We start from the raw sequence: 18,580 nt of genomic DNA, 5'->3' as shown, positions 1-18,580 counted from the left end.
TTACGGCCGTCACCTATCGGTACCGGAGGCACGCACCCGAGGAGGGACAGTGAACCGACGGGCGAGCAAGATCTTCCGGCGCGGGCCGCTGCCGCAGGCACGGCCGCGGCTGGTGGACGTGGCCGAGGAGCTGGAGCAGGCGGACGGCCTCGACCGCGCGATCCGCACGATCTCCACGGCCGTGCGGCGCGTGCTGCGTCCCGGCCCGGTCAAGGACGCCCTGCACGGCGTACCGGCCGGCCATCCGGCCCACCCGACCCTGACCGACGTGCCGATGGGCTGCTGGATCTCGGCGGCGGTCCTCGACCTCGTGCCGGGCACCCGGCGCGCGTCGCAGGTCCTGGTCGCCGCCGGGCTCGCCGGCGCGGTACCGACCGCGCTGACGGGCCTCGCCGACTGGTCCGCCCTGCACCGCGAGCAGCAGCGCGTCGGGCTCGTCCACGCGCTCGGCACGGCGAGCGCGACGATGCTCTACTCGGCGTCCCTGCTGGCGCGCCGCCAGGGCCGGGACGGCGCGGGCCGGATGTTCGGGTTCGCCGGGCTGACGGCGCTGATGGCGGGCGGCTACCTGGGCGGCCACCTGGCGTTCCGCCAGGCCGCGGGGGCCAGCCACGCCGACCAGGTCGCGCATCTCGTCCCGCTCGGCTGGCACGACCTGTGCCAGTCCGCCGACCTGCCGGACGGCTGGCCGGTGCACCGCAGGCTCGGCTACATCGGGCTGTTCGTGCTGCGCGACGGCGAGGAGATCCACGTCCTCGCCGACCGGTGCAGCCACCTCGCGGGCCCGCTGCACCAGGGCCGCGTGATCACCGACGACGACGCCGACCTGTGCGTGGTCTGCCCCTGGCACGGCAGCACGTTCCGCGTGACGGACGGCTCGGTCGTGCACGGCCCCGCCACGAGCCGCCAGCCCGCGTTCGAGTCACGCGTCCTGGACGACGGCACCGTCCAGGTCCGCCCCCTCGGCTGACCCACACCAGCACACGCGCCCGACGTACGCGAGGCGGACGTGCGGGAGGCCATCACACAGGACGGCCCGGCGCACAGGAGGGCCCACCGCACAGGAGGGCGCGGCGTACGGGGGTCTCAGGTCTTTTCGCCCCACAGCCTGCGGACGGTGTCGAAGACCTTCTGGTTGTGTGAGATCTCGATGACGTTGCCGTCCGGGTCCTTCAGCGCGCAGACGTAGCCGACCGGGTCGGGCAGGTCGCGCGGCTCCCAGTGCAGGCAGCCGAGTTCGCGGGCCCGTTCGGCGAGGGCGTCCACGTCGGCGCGCTCCGGGACCTCGATGTCGATGTGCGCGAACGGGCGCAGTAGCCCGAGTTCCTTGACCCGGTCCCCGTCGAACGACACCAGCACGAGCACGAACGGCGTCTCGACCTGCCCCTCGTTCGACAGCCAGGCGCTCTCGCCCGCGTCGTCGGAGAACCGCTCCACGACGACCAGCGGGGTCAGCGAGGTGTAGAAGCCGATGGCCTTGTCGAGATCGCCGGTCGGGAGCGCGATGTGCGTCCAGCGGGCCCGGGTGAGTCCGGTCGCCACGGTGTCCTCCTCGGGGCTGCGTTCCGCGGGTCGTCCACCGAACGTAACCGTGCCGCGGCGCCCTAACCGTCGGTGTCGGAACGCTCGTCGAGAACGGGGTGCTCGACGAGCGCCAGGACCCGGCTGGCCATGAACCGGGCCGTGCGGACGGCGCCGCCCGTGCGGGTGACCTCGCTGACCTCGACCACCCCGCGCCTGGTGCTGATCTCGACGCGGCGCCCGGCGCGGGTCGCGGCCACCTCGTACGTCCTCGTCTCCGTCCCGCCCACGTCGACCACGATCTCGACCCTGTCGCCCTTCATCCGCGCGAACCTCCCGGCCACATCGGGTTATCGAACGTATATTCGACTTATACCCGGAAACGGCCTCCGGCAACCCTCGCCGAGCCCGCCGGAACGCCGCGAAACCCCTGGTCAGGCCAGGAGATTCACGATCGCGACGATGCCCACCACCACGATCACCCCGCGCAGCACCAGCGCCGGGATCCGGCGCCCGAGCTTCGCGCCGAGGATGCCGCCGAGCGACGACCCGACCGCGATCAGCAGCACCGCGAGCCAGTCGATCCGCGTCCCGCCGAACGCCCACGTCACCGTGAACGCCACGGCCGCGGTGCCGTTGACGATCGCCACCATCACGTTCTTGCCCGCGTTCAGCCGCTGGAGGTCGTCCTCGATCGCGATCGCCATCAACGCGATCAGCACGATGCCCTGCGCAGCGCCGAAGTAGCCGCCGTAGACGCCCGTGGCGAGCGCCCCGAACCAGAGCCACCGCCCGCCGTCCGGACGCCGCTCGCCGCCCCGTCCCGCCATCCACGACTGGATCCGCGGCTGCGCGACGACCAGCACCAGCGCGACCGCGATCAGCACGACGACGATCGCGGTGAACGCCGCGTCCGGCAGGCTGAGCAGCAGCACCACACCGATGAGCGCGCCGAGCCCGGAGGCGCTGCCGAGCCGCAGCAGCCGGGCCCGCTGGCCCTCCAGCTCCTTGCGGTAGCCGTACGCGCCGGACGCGTTGCCCGGCACCAGGCCGATGTTGTTGGACACGTTCGCCACGATCGGCGGGAAGCCGAGCGCGACCATCGTCGGGAACGTGATCAGGGACCCGGACCCGACGATCGTGTTGATTCCCCCGGCGGCGATCCCCGCAGCGAAGATCGCGACCGCGTCCACCACGTCCAAGAGCGCCCACCCACGTCCACCGAGTTCCGAACGGCCCCCGATGGTAGGGACCGCCCGTCCCCCGCCGGAACCCGGGGTCCGTCCGAACGCCTGAACGGCGGCGGCCGGACGGCCGGACGGCCGGACGGCAGGCGGCAGCGGCCGTGCGTCGGGACGCTTAGGAGGCGGCGGCCGTACGTCGCGTACCGGTCAGGGGCGCGGGGCGCGGGCCCGCGCGTACCAGCGGCCGTTCTGGCGCTCGATGCTGAGGGGCAGCCCGAAGCAGCGCGTCAGGTGCTCCTCGGTGAAGACCTCGTCGACCTTCCCCTGCGCGATGGCCTCCCCCTTGCGCAGCAGCAGCGCGTGGGTGAAGCCGTCCGGGACCTCCTCGACGTGGTGGGTCACCATCACCATCGTCGGCGCGGACGGGTCGTCGGCGAGGCGCGCGAGCCGGGTCACCAGGTCCTCGCGGCCGCCGAGGTCGAGCCCGGCGGCGGGTTCGTCCAGCAGCAGCAGCTCGGGGTCGGGCATCAGCGCGCGGGCGATCTGCACCCGCTTGCGCTCGCCCTCCGACAGCGTGCTGAACGTCCGCCGGATCAGGTCGGCGCAGCCGAGCGCGTCGAGCAGTTCGACGGCGCGCGCCAGGTCGGTCGAGTCGTACTCCTCCTGCCAGCGGCCGAGGATGGCGTACGACGCGGTCAGCACCAGGTCGATGACCGTCTCCCCGGCGGGGACCTTCTCGGCGACGGCGGTGCTGGCGAGGCCGATCCGCGGACGCAGTTCGAACACGTCGGTGCGGCCGATCTCCTCCTCAAGGATCTCCACCGAGCCCTCGGTCGGATGGAGCATCGCGGCGGCGATCTGGAGCAGCGTGGTCTTGCCCGCCCCGTTCGGGCCCACGATGACCCATCGCTCGTCCTCGTTGACGGTCCATGTGACGTCGCGCAGCAGGGTCGCACCCTCGCGCCGGACCCCGACTCCGCTGAGCTGCAGTACCTCGCCGGCCATCGCGCGCTCTAATCCCCAATCCCGGAATCCCAGGTGATCCGTCTCCAGGAAAGAACCTATGCGATGCGGGGTGCTCGTGGTGCCCCGCCTCCCTCGGGAACGGCGCCGGCGGAGCGAGCGCTTATGGTGGATCGCATGCCCATTGGGGATTGTTGGGGACGGGATGAGTAACGACGTGGCGACCTCGCTGGTCGCGTGGGGAAACGCGTGGCTGACCGGTCACGTGGGTCTCGACGAGGCGGTGGACGCGGTGGAGAAGGCCGCCGGACCGCAGATCCTCGGCTGCGTCCCGCCCGCGGCGGCGTTCGCCGGGGCCCTCGGCGGCGGGGCGGAGGCGCCGCTCCGGCGCGGCCTCGGCGACCTGCGCGTCGCGGGGATGACCGCGTTCCGGCTGGCCCTGCCCGCGGCGGGCGACCCGCTCGGACTGGCCGGCCCGCCGCCCTTCAACCGGGCCGCGATCGACGCCGGGTCCGCCGTGGTGGTGGCGCTGCCCGACCGCGCGATCGGGCTCGTCCCCGCCGAGGACCGGCGCGGCTCGTCGTACGTCGGGGTGCGCTGGGACGCCCACGACGCCGCGCCCGGCCCGCCCGACGTGCCGTCGCTCGCCGACGCCGACCGCCAGCTCACCCTCGCCATGCGCGACGCGACCGAGGCCCTGCTCACCGTGGACGACGTCGCGGGCGTGCCGCCGGAGGTCGCCGACGCGCTCGTGGACCTGCGCGACCCGACCCGCGGCGACCATCCCCTCGCGCCCGGCTACCCGCCCCGCGCCCACCGCGTCGCCGCGCTGGCGGGACGGCTGTCGCTGGTCGTCGACCTTGCCCGGCGGATGGATTCCCCTGGCCTCACGGCGGATCAGATCCGTCGCCGCGGAGAGGCTTTGCGCCTCATCGACCGCGCCGTACGCCGCGCCCTGGTGGCCGCCTGCAACAGCGCCTTCGACCCCGTCCCCTGACCCACTCCGGCTGGCCGCGGGCCGCGGCTGCGGGCTGCGGCTGCGGGCTGTGTGCTCTCCCGTCCGTTCGCCCCGCCTGCCGCCCAGTCGCGCGTTCGTGCGCCCGTTCACCCGTCTCCGCCGTCCGTCCTCCGTCCAAAGGCGGAGGGCTCGGCCGATGCGGGGCAGGGGCGGCGGCTGCGATCGTCGGCGCCATGAGCGATGAGATCAATGTGGCGGGGTGGATCGAACGGTACCGGCGGGCGTGGCTGGACAAGGACGCGGAGGGCGTCGCGGACCTGTTCACGCCTGACGGCGTGTACGCGTCGGATCCGCTCGCCCCTCCGCACGTCGGCCGGGACGCGATCCGCGCGTACTGGCGGCGCGCGACCAGGACGCAGGAGCACCTCGACCTCAGCTTCGGCGCGCCGGTCGCGCAGGGAGCGCGTGCGGCGGTCGAGTGGTGGGCGACGATGCGCGACGACGACTGGTACAAGCCGTCCGGCCCGGACGGCGGCGTGACCCTGCCCGGCTGCCTCGTCCTGCGCTTCGCGTCCGACGGCCGCTGCGCCGAGCTGCGCGAGTACTACAACCCGGGCTTCGGACCCCGCAAGCCCGCGCCACCGGGCTGGGGCGAGTGAGGAACCCCGGACCAGACGAAGGACCCGGGACCGTGTGAAGGGCCCGGACATGGCGAACGGGGCGCCCCCAGGGGAGGGACGCCCCGTTCCCGCGGGCGGCCTGGTGCGCGTCGCTCCGGGCCGCCGGACGGCGTCAGTTGCGGACGACCAGCGTGTTGCAGATCTTGTCGGCGAACGTCTGCTTGCGCTCGTCCCACAGCGGCCAGAGGAAGCCGATGTAGCACAGGAAGCTGTCGGCGATGTGCGCGATCTTGCGGACGAACGCCATGCCGAACCCGATCGGCTGCCCGGTCTGCGCGCTCACCAGGCGGATGCCCATCTGGCGCTTGCCGATCGACTGCCCGGTCGTGCCCTCCTGGTAGCAGATCCACAGGGCGCCGGCGAACGACACGATCATGCCGACCAGCATCAGCAGCACGCCGATCAGCGCCGCGCCGCCGCCGGAGCTGGAGAGCAGCGCGCCGAGGAAGTACAGCACGAGCACCGGCGCGATGATGATCAGGTAGTCGATGATGTAGCCGCCGGCGCGCGAACCCCACTCGGCGAGCTGACCGGTCGACCCGTAGTGGTGGTGGTGCACCTCCTGGTACCCCGGCTGCGCCGGCGGAGGGGCCTGGCCGTACCCGGGCTGCGCGGGCGGCTGCCCGTAGCCCGGCTGCGCCGGGGGCTGGCCGTACCCGGGCTGGGGCGGCGGCTGCTGCCCGTAGCCCGGCTGCGCGGGCGGCTGGCCGTACCCGGGCTGGGCGGGGGGCTGACCGTACCCGGGCTGAGCCGGCGGCTGCTGGCCGTACCCGGGCTGCTGCTGCCCGTAGCCCGGCTGCTGCTGCCCGTACGGGTCGTAGGGGTTACCCACACTTGCTCCTTATTGATTGACCCTGTGGTTATGTGACGCCCGCCGGACCCGGAGGGCTCCGCAAGTCTGCCGACGAACGACGACGGCCTCAAACCCGCAGGAGACCGAGCCTGGCGAGCTGCCACAGCTCCGACCCCACGAGGGCGGTACCGAGGACCCACGCCCGGGTCCTCGGCTGGAGTGCCCACCACCGGCTCCCGAGCCCGAGCGGCGCGAGCGCGACCGCGATCGCGCCGGCGAGGGCCACCGGGTTGGCGAGCACCGCGCGGGCCGGACGGCCCGAACCGAACTCGATGAACACGGTGGTCCCCCCGCACAGGGGACACGGGACACCGGTGATCGCCCGTAGGGGGCAGAGCACACCGGGGTCGTTGGCACGGTGGATCCATGCCGCGCCGACGGCCGCGATGGCCATCGCCGCGACACGCAGCATGACACCCGTAGTGCCGTGCCGCGCAGCGGTGAGGGTCCGGCTGACGAGTCCCCCGAGCGCACCTCTCGGTGCATCGGTGACCGCCGCCCCGGGCGCTCCCCCCAACGAATCCTCCGCCTCGATGACAAACGTCCAGGTCACCCGTATACCGGGTGCACCCGGAGGAAGGTCAACCCCGGACAACCATCCGCGATCGGACCGTTACCCAGCGCGCGAGTGACCTCACCTCAGGGGAAAGAGTAGGACAAACCGCTAACGACGTGGGCGGTCTTTCGCGTGATGGGCGATATCCACCCCTCGCCCCGCGCACCCCGGACGTCCACGCCCGGCCCGTCCGCGTCCCGCGTCCATGACTTGTCTGGCTGAAGGCCGAGGCTGGCCTGGGGGCTGAGCTGGTCTGGAGTCGGGCTGGCTCGGGCGGCGTGGAGTCGGGCTGGCCTGGGTTCGGGCTGGCCCGGGTCCGGGTCGGCCTGGTTCGGGCTGGCCTGGTGTCGGGTCGGCCTAGGTTGGGGTCGGCCTGGGTTGGGCTGGTCTGGCTTGCGGCTGGGTTGTTTCGCTGCGTTCGTCGGTGCGGGTCGTCGACACGGAGAACTGAGAACGGAGACATTCACAAGCGGGCCCCTCCCGCCCGGAGGCGGACCTGCGTACACCCATCGTCAAGCCCTCGCGCAGCGCAGGGAAGTCGAACGAGGTTCTGGGGATAACTCCCGCGGACAGGCCGGGCGTGGATGCGCGGATCACGGACGGCCGGGCGCGGGCGGGGGCCGGGCGCGGGCGCGGGCGGGCACGAGCGGGGCCAGGCGCGAGCGGGGGCCGGGCACGGGCGGGGCCGGGCAGGAGCAGGGGCCAGGCACGAGCGCGGTCGGGCGCGGGCGCGGGCGGGCTGTGGGGCCGGGCGGCGGACGCCGGGGCGGCACGGACCGTCAGCAGGGGTCAAGGCCGCGAAGAACGCGGGGCCAGGAACGCGGGGTTAGGGCCGCGAAGAACGCGGGGCTAGGAACGCCGGGAACAATGCGAGGCCCGGGACGCCGAGGAGGACGCGGGGGCAAGAACGAGGCAGGAACGAGGCCAGGGCCAGGATGAGGCCAGGGCCGAGGACGGGACTCGGGTGAGCGGCGGCTTGTGGGCGGCGGATGGTGGGCGGCGGGTGGCGGCGCGCGCGTGGGTCAGGCTTGGCCGGCGGCGCCGACGGTGAGGGCGGTTTCGGGGTCGGTGATGTGGTCGGCCTCGACGACGTCGGCGACGACGGCCGTGATGTTGTCGGGGCCGCCGTTGTCGCGGGCCGTCTCGATGAGGCGCTGGACGGCGCGCACGGGGTCGGCCTCGGCGGTGAGGATCTCGTAGATGCGCTGGGCGTCGACCGGGCCGCTCAGCCCGTCGGAGCAGAGCAGGTAGCGGTCGCCCAGCTTGGCCTCGCGCAGCTTGAGGTCGGGTTCGCGGTCCTCGCGGCCGTCGAGGACGCGGTAGAGGACGTGCGAGAGGCGGGAGGTCTCGGCCGGGTCGGCGGTGCCGCCGGCCTGTTCGGCCTCCGACTTCAGCAGCTCGTCCATGGTGTGGTCCTGCGTCATCTGGAAAAGCTCGCCGTCGCGCAGGAGGTAACCGCGCGAGTCGCCGATATGCGCGAGCGCGACGGAATGCCCGGACCACAGCATGGCGGTCAGCGTGGTGCCCATCCGGCTCAGATCGGGGCGTTCCTCGCGGACGATCCGCAGTTTCTCGTTGGCCTCGGCGACCGCGCGGCCGAGGCTGCCGACGAGCTCGTCGACATCGCGGGCGTCGCCGTCCAGCGAGCGCAGCGAGCCGATGACCGTCGAGCTCGCCACCTCGCCGCCCGCGTAGCCGCCCATGCCGTCGGCGACCGCGATCAGCCGAGCACCGGCGTAGCCCGAGTCCTCGTTGTTCTCGCGGCTGCACCCGATGTCGCTATCTGCTGCGTACCTGATTGCTACGTTCATACCGATTTCGATGACGATCCTGTCAGAGGAGTTGTATCAGTCGCCGGCCAGTCCGTGGCGAACGGCGTACAACGCCGCCTGGGTCCGGTCCTGCACTCCCAGTTTCATGAGCAGATTACTGACGTGCGTCTTGACCGTCTTCTCGGAGACCACGAGAGCGCGAGCGATCTCCCGATTGGACCTGCCCCGTGCGATGTGCACGAGCACCTCCCGTTCCCGTTCGGTCAGCGCGGCGACGCCGCGGTCGTCACCCGCCGGCTCCGCGCTCAGCATCGCCTCGGCGGCGTCGGGCGCGAACAGGACGTGCCCGTCGTGGACCGCTCTGATCGCCTGGACGAGGGCCTGTGGGTCGACATCCTTGTAGAGATACCCAGCCGCCCCCGCCTGTACAGCGGGCAGCACGTGTCCTCGTTCGGTGAGACTGGTCAGGACGAGCACGCGTGCCTGGACCCCGCGAGCCCGCAACTCCGTCAGCGCGGTGAGGCCGTCGGCGCCCGGCATCTTGAGGTCCATCAGCACGATATCGGGCTTGAGGGATTCGGCCAGCGTCACGGCCGACGTGCCGTCGTCGGCCTCGCCCACGACATCGATGTCGTCCTGGATGCCGAGGAACGTCCGCAGACCCTGCCGGACCACCGGATGATCGTCGGCGATCAGCACGCGGATCACAGCGGCACCTCCAGCCGGACCGCCGTTCCCGCGCCCGGTACCGCGTCGATCACGAGGCGCCCGCCGATCGCGCACGCCCGTTCGCGCATCGAGGCCAGGCCGAGCCCGCCGTACGGGTCGTCGGCCGCGCCTTGGGAGTCGGGAACGTCGCGCGGCAGGCCGTGTTCGCCGAGCTCAGCGGGCGCGCCGTCCCATGCGAGGGGGCCCGATTTGCCGTTCCCGTTCGCGTTGCCGTTGGGGCCGACGACGAAGCCGGAGCCGTCGTCGGCGACCTCCAGGACGGCGCGCTCGCCCTCCGCCGAAAGCGTGACCTGGATCGTGCGCGCCCCGGCGTGTCGCAGCGCGTTGTGGAGCGCCTCCTGCGCGATCCGGAAGACCACGGCCTCCTGCTCCTCGGGCAGCGTGACGGCGCCGCCCGCGGTCATCCGCACCGACGTCTCGTACGCCCGGTCCAGCACCTCGACGTGCTTGCGCAGCGAGGCGGTCAGGCCGTCGGCGAGGTCGGCGGGACGCAGCTCGAAGATGACGGCGCGCAGCTCCGCGAGCGCCTCGGCGGCGAGCCGTTCGACCTGCTCCAGCTCCCGTACGGTGCGGGCGGGGTCGCGTTCGGCGAGCGCCGAGGCGGTACGGGCCGTCAGCCGCAGCGAGAACAGCTTCTGCGCGACCGCGTCGTGCAGCTCGCGGGCGAGCCGGTTGCGTTCGGCGACGACCGTCAGCTCGCGGTTGTGCTCGTACAGCCGGGCGTTGGTCATGGCGATGGCGGCGTGCGCGGCGAACAGGGCGAGCAGGTCCTGGTCGTCCTGCGTGAAGCCGCCGGGGCGGCGCCGGTTGGCGAGGAACAGGATGCCGAGCACCTTCTCGCCGTCGCGGATGGGGACGCCGAGGAAGTCCTTCAGGACGGGGTGCGCGACCGGCCAGCCCTCGAACTCGGGCTCCCGGCGGATGTCGGCGAGCCGCTTCGGCGTGTCGTCGCGCAGCATCGCGGCGAGCATCCCGTGCTGGCGCGGCAGCGGTCCGATCCGTTCCCACTGCTCGTCGGAGACGCCCTCCACGACGAACTCGGCGAACGAGCCCTCGTCGTCGGGCACGCCGAGCGCCGCGTAGCGGGCGTCGAGGAGCTGCGCCGCGGCCCGGACGATCACCTGGAGGACCTCGTGCACCGACAGGTGGCTGGTGACGGCGAGCACGGCGGAGCTCACGGCGTGCAGGGTCGCCCCCGGGTCGCCGCAGCCGTCCCGTTCCGTGGTCATCTCGTCTCCCCGCGAGCGTCTCCGGTGCTCACATTTGAAGACCGTACTCTCTGGCCGGGGGCGGGCGAATCAGTCCGGGGTCTTACGTCCGCGCGGGCGGTCGCCCTCCCCGGTCGCATACCGGCGCCGGCGGCGTCGTCCGCTCGGGCCATCCGCCGCGCCCGCCGGGGGTCCTAGGTCCATGTGACCAAGGCGCGGGGGGCGGTCGGCCGATGCCCTCCGGACGCCGCGGTTCCTAGCGTCGGGGGCATGACGCGGAAGACGGCACTCATCACCGGAGCCTCCCGGGGGCTCGGCCGGGCCCTGGCCCGCGAGCTGGCCCGGGACGGCTGGAACCTGATCATCGACGCGCGCGGCGCCGCGGCGCTGGACGCCGCCGCCGACGACCTGACCGCTCTCGGGGGCGCGGTCACGGCCATCGCGGGCGACGTCGCGGACGGGGCGCACCGCTCCGCCCTCGCGGCGGCGGCCGGGGACGGCCTGGACCTGCTGGTCAACAACGCGAGCACGCTCGGCACGACGCCGATGCCGCGCCTGGCCGACCAGCCCGTCCGGGACCTCGCGGACGCGTTCGCGACGAACGTGCTCGGGCCCCTCGCGCTGGTCCAGGCGTTCCTGCCCACCCTGCGCGAACGCCGCGGCGCGGTCCTCAACATCACCTCCGACGCGGCCGTCGAGGGGTACGAGACGTGGGGCGGCTACGGCTCGACCAAGGCCGCGCTGGAGCAGCTCTCCAACGTCCTCGCGGCCGAGGAGCCCGGGATCGCGGTGTGGTGGGCGGACCCGGGCGAGATGCGCACCGACATGCTGCGCGCGGCGGGCGAGGACGCCGACGCCGCCCCGCCTCCCGAGGAGGCCGCCGCCGCCCTGCACCGCCTGATCACCGACCGACGCCCGTCCGGCCGCTACCAGGTGTCCGACCTCGCCACGGCCCCCGCGGAAAGCGGCCCCAGCAGCCAGAACGACACCGCAGGGGCGCGGGCGCAGGGCGGGCCGGAGGCTCCGGAGGCGGTGGCGGGGCGGGGCGGGCGATGACGGCGACGCTGGAGTCCGGCGGGGCTCCGGGCGCGGCGCGGTCCCGGCGGGAGGGGGTGCTGAGCGCCCGGTACCGGGCGCCGACGCTGGGGATCGTCCTGGTCGTCACGATGGAGGCGTTCGAGTCCATGGCGGTCGGGACGGTCATGCCGGCGACGGCGCGCGACCTGGACGGGCTGTCGCTGTACGCGTGGGGCTTCAGCGCGACGCTGATCGCGAGCCTGCTGGCGACGGTGCTGGCGGGCGGCTGGGTGGACCGTTCGGGACCGGCGCGGCCGATGCTGACGGGCCTGTCCGGGTTCGTCGCCGGGCTCGTGATCGCGGGGACGGCGCCGCACATGGGGGTCTTCGTGCTCGGCCGCGCCGTGCAGGGCCTCGGCACCGGCGTGACGCTCGTCGCCGTGTACGTGGTGATCGCCCGCGTGTACCCCGACGGGCTGCGGCCGCGGGTGTTCGCGGCGATGTCGGCGGCGTGGGTGCTGCCGTCCCTGCTCGGGCCCGCGGTCGGCGGGGCGGTGGCGGAGCACGCGGGGTGGCGCTGGGTGTTCCTCGGGCTGGTCCCGATCGTCGTCCCGGCGGGCTTGATCCTCGTGCCGACGCTGCGCCGCATCCGGCCGAGCGCGCGCGGCGCGGAGCCCGTCGGGGCAGGGCGCTACCTCGCGGCCGTCGCGGTGGCGGGCGGCGCCGGGGTCCTGCTGTACGGGCTCCAGCACCTCGGCTGGACGACGGTCCCGATCGCCGCGGCGGGGCTCGCCGGACTCGCGTACGGGCTCCCGCGCCTGCTGCCCGCCGGGGCGCTGCGGCTGGGGCGCGGCCTGCCGAGCGTGGTGCTCGCGCGCGGGCTGCTGTCCGGGGCGTTCTTCGGAACGGACGTGTTCGTCCCGCTGGCCCTGACCTCGCTGCACGGCTTCAGCGCCACCGAGGCCGGGCTCGTGCTGACGGCCGGCGCCCTCGGCTGGTCGGCGTCCTCGCAGTACCAGGGCAGGTCGAGCAGGCCGCGGGCGTTCTTCGTCCTCGCCGGGGCGGTCGCCGTCACGGCCGGGATCGCCGCCACCACGGTCGCGCTCCAGCTCTCCGGCTGGGCGGCGGCGCCCGCGTGGACCGTCGGCGGCGCCGGGATGGGCCTGACGATCGGCAGCCTCAGCGTGCTCATGCTGGAGTACTCGCCGGAGGAGAAGCAGGGCGCCAACAGCTCCTCCCTCCAGATCGCCGACTCGCTCGGCTCGTCACTCGTCGTCGGCGTCGCGGGCGCCCTGGTCGCGGCGTTCGGCACCGAACGGCTCGGCACCGGCCTCGCCGTCGCGGGCGCGCTGTTCGTCTCGATCGCCCTGCTCGGCGTCGTCGCCGCCCTGCGCCTGGACCCCCGTCCCGCTTCCGCATCCGCCTGAGGCCGGGTCCCGGCCGCCAACGCTTGGAGAACCGCCATGGTCGACGCGCTCGACTTCGTTCTGCCCGCCGAGCTGGAGGCCCACGAGCCGCCCGAGGCGCGCGGCCGGGCCCGCGACGGGGTCCGGCTGCTCGTCGGCCGCAAGGCCACCGGGGAGGTGTCGCACCACGGGTTCCGGGACCTGCCCGAGCTGCTGCTGCCCGGCGACCTGCTCGTGGTCAACACCTCCTCGACGCTGCCCGCGGCCGTACGCCTGGACCGGATCAGCGTGCACTTCTCCACGCCCGTCCCGGACGGCGGCGACCGGCTCTGGCTCGTCGAGCTGCGGCGCCGCGCCGGGAAGGCGACGCTGCCGTACCAGGGCGGCCGTCCCGGCGAGTGGATCCCGCTGCCGGAGGGCGCCACGCTCACCCTCGTCGGCCGCCGTACCGGACGGCTGTGGGAGGCGCGGCTGAGCACCGAGGTGGTGCCCTACCTGCGCCGCCACGGGGTGCCGATCCGGTACGGGTACGTGCGGCGCGACTGGCCCGCCGCCGCGTACCAGACGGCCTTCGCGTACGACCGGGAGACCGGGAGCGCGGAGATGCCGAGCGCGGCCCGCCCGTTCACGCCGGAGCTGGTGACCCGGCTCGTCGCGCGCGGCGTGCTGGTCGCGCCGATCACGCTGCACACCGGCGTCGCGTCGCCCGAGGCCCACGAGCCCCCGTACGCCGAGCGGTACGAGGTCCCCGCGCCCACCGCCGCGCTCGTCGGGCACGTGCGCGGGCGCGGCGGCCGGGTCGTCGCGGTCGGCACGACGGCGGTACGGGCCCTGGAGACGGCCGTGGACGCCGGAGGGACCGTGCGGGCGTCCGCCGGATGGACCGAGCACGTCGTCACGCCCGAACGCGGCGTACGGGCCGTTGACGGCCTGCTGACGGGCCTGCACGAGCCGAAGTCGTCCCACCTGATGATGCTCACCGCGATCGCGGGCCGGGACCTGCTGGCGGCGACCTACGAGGCGGCGCTCGCCGAGGGCTACCTCTGGCACGAGTTCGGCGACGCGAACCTGCTCCTTCCCGAGTGATCACGGCGGGCCCGGAACGCCGCGCCCGCGGCCCGGGCCCGTGCGAGGGGCGTGCGCCGCCGCGAGCCCGCGCGGACGGGGCGTTCAGGCCCCTCACCTGGCGTTTCGTCCGCCTCGCGGGACGCCGCCGACCTGAACCGCCGCTGAACACCGCTGGAACAGGTGTCCGCATGGTGGACGTCACGAGCGCCGCGCGGCGACGGGCCGGTACCGTTGTGAGCAGCATGGACGGCTCAGCTCAGCGCACGCTGCTCATCACCCTCACCGGCCGCGACCGCCCCGGCGTCACGTCGCGCCTGTTCGGCACCCTCGCCGACTTCCCGATCACCGTCGCCGACGTGGAGCAGGTCGTGATCCGCGGCCGGCTCGTCCTCGGCGTGCTGGTCGCGTACGCCGACGGCGCCGACATCGGGCGCGTGTGGACCGCCGCCGAGAAGGTCGCGACCGACCTCGACATGGAGGTCGAGCTCGCCACCGGCCGCACCAAGTCGATGCCGCGGCGGCGCGGGCGGCTGCACGTCACCGTCCTCGGCGCGCCGCTGAAGCCCGCCGCGATGGCGGGCATCGCGGGCCGGATCGCCGCCAACGGCGCCAACATCGACCGGATCGAACGCCTCGCCCAGTACCCGGTGACCTGCATCGAGATGGACGTCTCCGGCGCCGACCCCGAGGGCCTGCGCGCCGCGCTCGCCATCGAGGCCGCCGAGCAGCAGGTCGACGTCGCCGTCCAGTTCGGCGGCCTGCACCGGCGCGCCAAGCGGCTGATCGTGATGGACGTCGACTCGACCCTGATCCAGGGCGAGGTGATCGAGCTGCTCGCCGCGCGGGCGGGCTGCCTCGACGAGGTCGCCAAGGTCACCGAGTCCGCGATGCGCGGCGAGCTCGACTTCGAGGGCTCCCTGCGCGAACGCGTCGCGCTGCTCGCCGGGCTCGACGCCGCCGCGATCGACGACGTGCGCCGCGAGGTCGAGCTGGCGGCGGGCGCCCGCACGATGGTGCGCACGCTGAAGCGGCTCGACTACAAGTTCGCGATCGTCAGCGGCGGGTTCACCCAGGTCACCGACGCGCTGGTGGACGACCTCGGGATCGACTACTCGGCCGCCAACACGCTGGAGATCGAGCACGGCAAGCTCACCGGCCGGATCTCCGGCCCGGTGATCGACCGGGCGGGCAAGGCGACCGCGCTGGAGCGCTTCTCCCGCGAGGCCGGCATCCCGATCAGCCAGACGGTCGCGATCGGCGACGGCGCCAACGACCTCGACATGCTCCAGGCCGCCGGGCTCGGGATCGCCTACAACGCCAAGCCGGTCGTCCGCCAGGCCGCCGACACGGCCGTCAACGTGCCGTATCTCGACACGATCCTGTTCCTCCTCGGCATCTCCCGCGAAGAGGTCGAGGCCGCCGACGCCGCCGACGCCACGCCCCGCCCGCCACCTGACCCCGGCGGCCCGCCCCCGGCCCGCCTGATCCCTCGCGCGCCCCCTCCTCGGCGCCCCGCCGCCCCTCTCCCACGTGACGATCATGGTCGCGCGGATTGCGGGTACAAGGTCACCTGCGGGACGACGCGCGAGGAACGTGGGAAGGCAGGGACGCGTGCTACAGCGTGCGCGGGAGGCGTACGCCCAGATCAACGGGCGGGCGGCGCCCCTGTACGGGCTCGCCGCCTCCGTCGCCATGGCCGTCCCGCTGCTGGTCGGGACGCTGACCGGGTACGCCGCGGCGGGCTCGACGATCGCGCTCGGCGCGTACCTGGTGGCGCTGCGCGCACCCGAGGGGCCGTACGGGTCGCAGGCCCGCGACCTCGCGGGCGGCGTGCTGATGGTCACGGTCGGCGCGGCGGTCGGCGGGCTGCTCAGCGGGCACACCTGGCTCGCGGTCGCGGTCGTGCCGCCGCTGGTCGCGCTCGGCACGGCCGTCTCGCAGATCGGCTCGACGGCCGGGATGGCGGTGCTGAACAGCGCGATCCGGCCCCCGACCTCGGACGTGGTGCACAGCGGGCTGCTGGAGATGATCGGCGGGCTGTTCACGACCGCGCTGCTCCTCGCCCCCTGGCCCGCGCGGCGGCTGAAGCCGCTGCGCGCGGCGCTGAGCGAGGCCGCCGACGCGGTCGCCGAGGCGCTCGACGCCGTCGCGCAGGACGTCGGCGCCCCGGATGGCAGCGTCCTGGACAAGGTCGAGCTCGACGATCCCGAACTGGAGGAGGTCACCCGCAAGCCCGACTGGGAGCAGCGCCGCCGGGCCGCCTCCGAGGCGCTCACCGACGCCCGGACGACGTACAGCCTCTACCGGTCGGGACGCGGGCGCGAGGACCCCACCCGGCCCGAACGGTTCATCGAGGCGCTCGCCCGCATCATGCACGAGGCCGTGACGCTGGAGGCGGTGGTCGAGGCCACCCGCAACAGCCCGCCCGACCGCGAGTGGGAGCTCGACACCCACATCGCCATCTCCGCGCTCGCCGCCCGGCTGCGGCTGCTGTCGGGCGCGGTCGCGACCGCCGGGGACGCCCCGCTCGGCGGCGAGGAGTCCGCGGCGGTGCGCCGCGTCGTCCGGCAGACCGAGGCGATCCGCCGCGCCGGGCTCGCGGGCGACGAGGACCTGGTGGCGGTCGCCCTGATCGGGCAGATCCGCCGTTCCATCGACCGGATCTCCGGCGAGATGAACACCGCGCGCCGGCTCGTCGCGGGCGGGCTGCGCCTCAAGGTCGGCGCGCCGCGGCTGCCCGACCCGCACCCGATGTCGGCCTCCGCGCGGATCGGCCGCGCCGTCCGCAACCGCACGCCGAAGTTCCGGCAGGTCGCCCGGGTGCTCGTGACGGCGGTGGTGTCGATGGCGCTCGCCGCCGCGTTCGCGATCCCGCACGGGCAGTGGATGACGATCACCGCGATGCTGAGCCTGCGCGACACCTACGGCGAGACCGTCGACCGGCTCGTGCAGCGCGTGGGCGGCACCGCGGCCGGGTCCGCCGTCGCCGCGCTGCTGCTGGCGCTCGCGCCCGGCCACCTGACCATCATCCTGGTCATCTTCGTGTTCGGGCTCGGGGCGTTCGCGCTGCGTTCGGTGAACTTCACCTACTGGGCGCTGTTCGGGTCGCCGCTGTTCCTGATGCTGCTGAGCTTCTCGACGCCGTCCGGCTGGGCCACCGCCGGGGAGCGCATCGGCCTCACGGTCGCCGGGACGGTCATCGCGTTCCTCGCGGTGCGGCTGCTGTGGCCGACCGGGCACGTCGAGCGGCTGCCCGTCCAGCTCGGCCGGATGCTCGGCGTCCACGCCGAACTGGTCCGCGCGGCCGCCGCCGTCGTGGACGGCGAGCTGCCGAGCCTGCCGCACGAGAAGGTCGTCGCGGCCGAGGAGGGCGCCCTCGCCGTCGCGAGGACCCGCGACCGCCTCGAACTGGAACGGGTCCCCGACACCGAGCTGATCGACGCCCTCCTGACCGCCGTCCGCGCCGCCCACCGCGTCCGGGACCGCCTGATCGCCGTCGCCCGGATGGCCCGCGAGGAGGCCGTGGACACCGGCCCCTCCCCGAGATCCTCGACCGGCTCGCCGACCAGCTGGAGGAGGCCGCCGAAGGGATCGAGGACCCCGAGGAGATCCCGCCCGGCGGCCCGTCCCCCATGGAGGAGCTGGAGGAGGAGCTCGCCGCGCTCGACGCCCACCTGACCAGGCTCACCAAGCGCCGCCGCGCGGAGATCAAGTCGGGCGTGGACCGCGAGGAGTACACCCCGATCCGCCGCGCGCTCCTCCAGGCGTCCGGCATCCGCCACACCGTCGGCTCGCTGCGCCGCGACGTCGCGACCGTCATCGGATCCTGCGTGAACGCCGTCGCCCCCGACCTGGGCCCCGCCGACGGCACCACCGAAACGGAGTCCGAACCCGACGAACCGGAACCGACCGGCATCACACCCGACGACTCCGAACTGGCCCGAGACCCCGAATCCACCCCGAAGAACAACCCCGGCCAAGAGAAAGGGCCAGGCTGACCACTGCGGACACCGCGAGCGGCGGGCCGGTCAGTCCTTGGGCGTACGGGTCGTGAGGAGGGTCCCGGTGCCCGGCCACGTCTCGGACCAGGGGCCGGGGACCTCGATCACGGCGAGCGCGCACGTCGGGAACGCGTCGGGCGACTCCCCGGCGAGCCCGTGCACGACCTGGTGGACGGACGGGTTGTGCCCCAGGACCATCAGCGTCCCGACGTCGTCGCGGCCGTTCTCGCGGACGAGCGCCAGCAGGTCGTCGGGGTCGTTGTCGTAGACGCGCGACTCGAAACCGGTCTCCGCGTCGAGGGCGAGCAGTTCGAGCGTCTGCCGGGTCCGTACGGTCGTGGAGCACAGCACCTGGCCGGGTACGAGGTCGTTCGAGCGAAGCCAGTCGCCCGTCGCGGCGGCGTCGCGGCGTCCGCGATCGGCCAGCGGACGCTCGTGGTCGGGGAGCCCGATCGCGGCGGCGGCCTTGGCGTGGCGGAGGACGATGAGCTTCGGCATGCCGCCACCCTAGAGCCTGCCCGGCGGGTCTTCGATCCGACGGGCCCTGGAGCCCGTGCGGTGGATTCGTTCGCCGCGGCTACGGAGCGGCTACGGAGCGGCTACGGCGCGACGAGGGCGGCGAGCCCCCACAGGACCGCCATGATCCCGAGCATCCCGCAGAGGA

At 74.0% G+C, this 18,580-nt stretch carries 18 protein-coding genes and 1 pseudogene; 9 read left to right on the top strand and 10 right to left on the bottom strand.

Annotation, left to right across the window (positions count from 1 at the left end):
- The first annotated feature begins 49 nt into the window (after positions 1-49).
- On the top strand, positions 50-970 hold the full coding sequence (locus tag GEV43_RS15995; protein WP_160821376.1) for a Rieske 2Fe-2S domain-containing protein: 921 nt from the start codon (positions 50-52) through the stop codon (positions 968-970).
- Between the two features lie 116 nt (positions 971-1,086).
- On the opposite strand, the gene GEV43_RS15990 is transcribed toward GEV43_RS15995, so the two are convergent.
- From GEV43_RS15990 to GEV43_RS15975, 4 genes are all read right to left on the bottom strand, one after another.
- The gene (locus tag GEV43_RS15990; protein WP_160821375.1) at positions 1,087-1,542 is read right to left on the bottom strand and encodes a VOC family protein; all 456 of its coding nucleotides are present in this window, start codon (positions 1,540-1,542) and stop codon (positions 1,087-1,089) included.
- Between the two features lie 62 nt (positions 1,543-1,604).
- Positions 1,605-1,844, bottom strand: a complete 240-nt coding sequence (locus GEV43_RS15985; protein WP_160821374.1) for a hypothetical protein — start codon at positions 1,842-1,844, stop codon at positions 1,605-1,607.
- Between the two features lie 111 nt (positions 1,845-1,955).
- Positions 1,956-2,723, bottom strand: coding sequence for a sulfite exporter TauE/SafE family protein (locus GEV43_RS15980; protein ID WP_160821373.1), 768 nt, complete (start codon positions 2,721-2,723; stop codon positions 1,956-1,958).
- Positions 2,724-2,912: 189 nt separating this feature from the next.
- Entirely contained in the window at positions 2,913-3,710 is a 798-nt protein-coding gene (locus GEV43_RS15975; protein WP_160821372.1) for an ABC transporter ATP-binding protein, read from the bottom strand.
- A gap of 163 nt (positions 3,711-3,873) precedes the next feature.
- Between GEV43_RS15975 and GEV43_RS15970 the strand changes: the two genes are divergently transcribed.
- Positions 3,874-4,665, top strand: a complete 792-nt coding sequence (locus GEV43_RS15970) for a hypothetical protein (RefSeq protein WP_160821371.1) — start codon at positions 3,874-3,876, stop codon at positions 4,663-4,665.
- A 194-nt stretch (positions 4,666-4,859) separates the two neighbouring features.
- Positions 4,860-5,285 carry a nuclear transport factor 2 family protein gene (locus GEV43_RS15965; protein WP_160821370.1) on the top strand — a complete coding sequence of 142 codons (426 nt, stop codon included), beginning with the start codon at positions 4,860-4,862 and terminating at the stop codon, positions 5,283-5,285.
- Between the two features lie 133 nt (positions 5,286-5,418).
- On the opposite strand, the gene GEV43_RS54885 is transcribed toward GEV43_RS15965, so the two are convergent.
- From GEV43_RS54885 to GEV43_RS15940, 5 genes are all read right to left on the bottom strand, one after another.
- Positions 5,419-6,138 carry an RDD family protein gene (locus GEV43_RS54885; protein ID WP_160821369.1) on the bottom strand — a complete coding sequence of 240 codons (720 nt, stop codon included), beginning with the start codon at positions 6,136-6,138 and terminating at the stop codon, positions 5,419-5,421.
- A gap of 88 nt (positions 6,139-6,226) precedes the next feature.
- Complete coding sequence (locus GEV43_RS15955; protein WP_160821368.1) at positions 6,227-6,571, bottom strand: DUF2752 domain-containing protein; 345 nt, start codon at positions 6,569-6,571, stop codon at positions 6,227-6,229.
- 1,166 nt (positions 6,572-7,737) lie between these two features.
- Positions 7,738-8,526, bottom strand: a complete 789-nt coding sequence (locus tag GEV43_RS15950; RefSeq protein ID WP_160821367.1) for a PP2C family serine/threonine-protein phosphatase — start codon at positions 8,524-8,526, stop codon at positions 7,738-7,740.
- A gap of 36 nt (positions 8,527-8,562) precedes the next feature.
- Positions 8,563-9,195, bottom strand: a complete 633-nt coding sequence (locus tag GEV43_RS15945) for a response regulator transcription factor (RefSeq protein WP_160821366.1) — start codon at positions 9,193-9,195, stop codon at positions 8,563-8,565.
- Positions 9,192-10,445, bottom strand: coding sequence for a GAF domain-containing sensor histidine kinase (locus GEV43_RS15940; protein ID WP_160821365.1), 1,254 nt, complete (start codon positions 10,443-10,445; stop codon positions 9,192-9,194). Before GEV43_RS15940 ends, GEV43_RS15945 begins: the two co-directional genes overlap by 4 nt.
- A 249-nt stretch (positions 10,446-10,694) precedes the next feature.
- Here GEV43_RS15940 and GEV43_RS15935 point away from each other — a divergent pair, with 249 nt between their 5' ends.
- The 6 genes and pseudogenes from GEV43_RS15935 (at position 10,695) to GEV43_RS46855 (ending at position 17,913) form a co-directional block, all read left to right on the top strand.
- The gene (locus GEV43_RS15935; RefSeq protein ID WP_160821364.1) at positions 10,695-11,480 is read left to right on the top strand and encodes an SDR family oxidoreductase; all 786 of its coding nucleotides are present in this window, start codon (positions 10,695-10,697) and stop codon (positions 11,478-11,480) included.
- Positions 11,477-12,868 (top strand): MFS transporter, encoded by a 1,392-nt coding sequence (locus GEV43_RS15930; RefSeq protein ID WP_160821363.1) that lies wholly within the window; start codon positions 11,477-11,479, stop codon positions 12,866-12,868. The genes GEV43_RS15935 and GEV43_RS15930 overlap by 4 nt, the downstream gene beginning before the upstream one ends.
- A 36-nt stretch (positions 12,869-12,904) precedes the next feature.
- Entirely contained in the window at positions 12,905-13,933 is a 1,029-nt protein-coding gene (locus GEV43_RS15925; protein WP_160821362.1) for an S-adenosylmethionine:tRNA ribosyltransferase-isomerase, read from the top strand.
- A 224-nt stretch (positions 13,934-14,157) separates the two neighbouring features.
- Positions 14,158-15,357 (top strand): annotated as a pseudogene (gene serB / locus GEV43_RS15920) (phosphoserine phosphatase SerB); the annotation flags it as partial.
- A 169-nt stretch (positions 15,358-15,526) separates the two neighbouring features.
- Positions 15,527-17,593, top strand: coding sequence for an FUSC family protein (locus GEV43_RS54880; RefSeq protein WP_160821361.1), 2,067 nt, complete (start codon positions 15,527-15,529; stop codon positions 17,591-17,593).
- Entirely contained in the window at positions 17,548-17,913 is a 366-nt protein-coding gene (locus GEV43_RS46855; RefSeq protein WP_164717137.1) for a hypothetical protein, read from the top strand. Before GEV43_RS54880 ends, GEV43_RS46855 begins: the two co-directional genes overlap by 46 nt.
- A gap of 30 nt (positions 17,914-17,943) precedes the next feature.
- On the opposite strand, the gene GEV43_RS15910 is transcribed toward GEV43_RS46855, so the two are convergent.
- On the bottom strand, positions 17,944-18,414 hold the full coding sequence (locus GEV43_RS15910) for a histidine phosphatase family protein (RefSeq protein WP_160821360.1): 471 nt from the start codon (positions 18,412-18,414) through the stop codon (positions 17,944-17,946).
- Positions 18,415-18,580: the final 166 nt, after the last annotated feature.

This window comes from Actinomadura sp. J1-007 (assembly GCF_009793335.1).
GTDB lineage: Bacteria > Actinomycetota > Actinomycetes > Streptosporangiales > Streptosporangiaceae > Spirillospora > Spirillospora yumaensis.
Note: the sequence above shows the minus strand (reverse complement) of the source record. Positions and strands in the feature narration are given on the sequence as shown.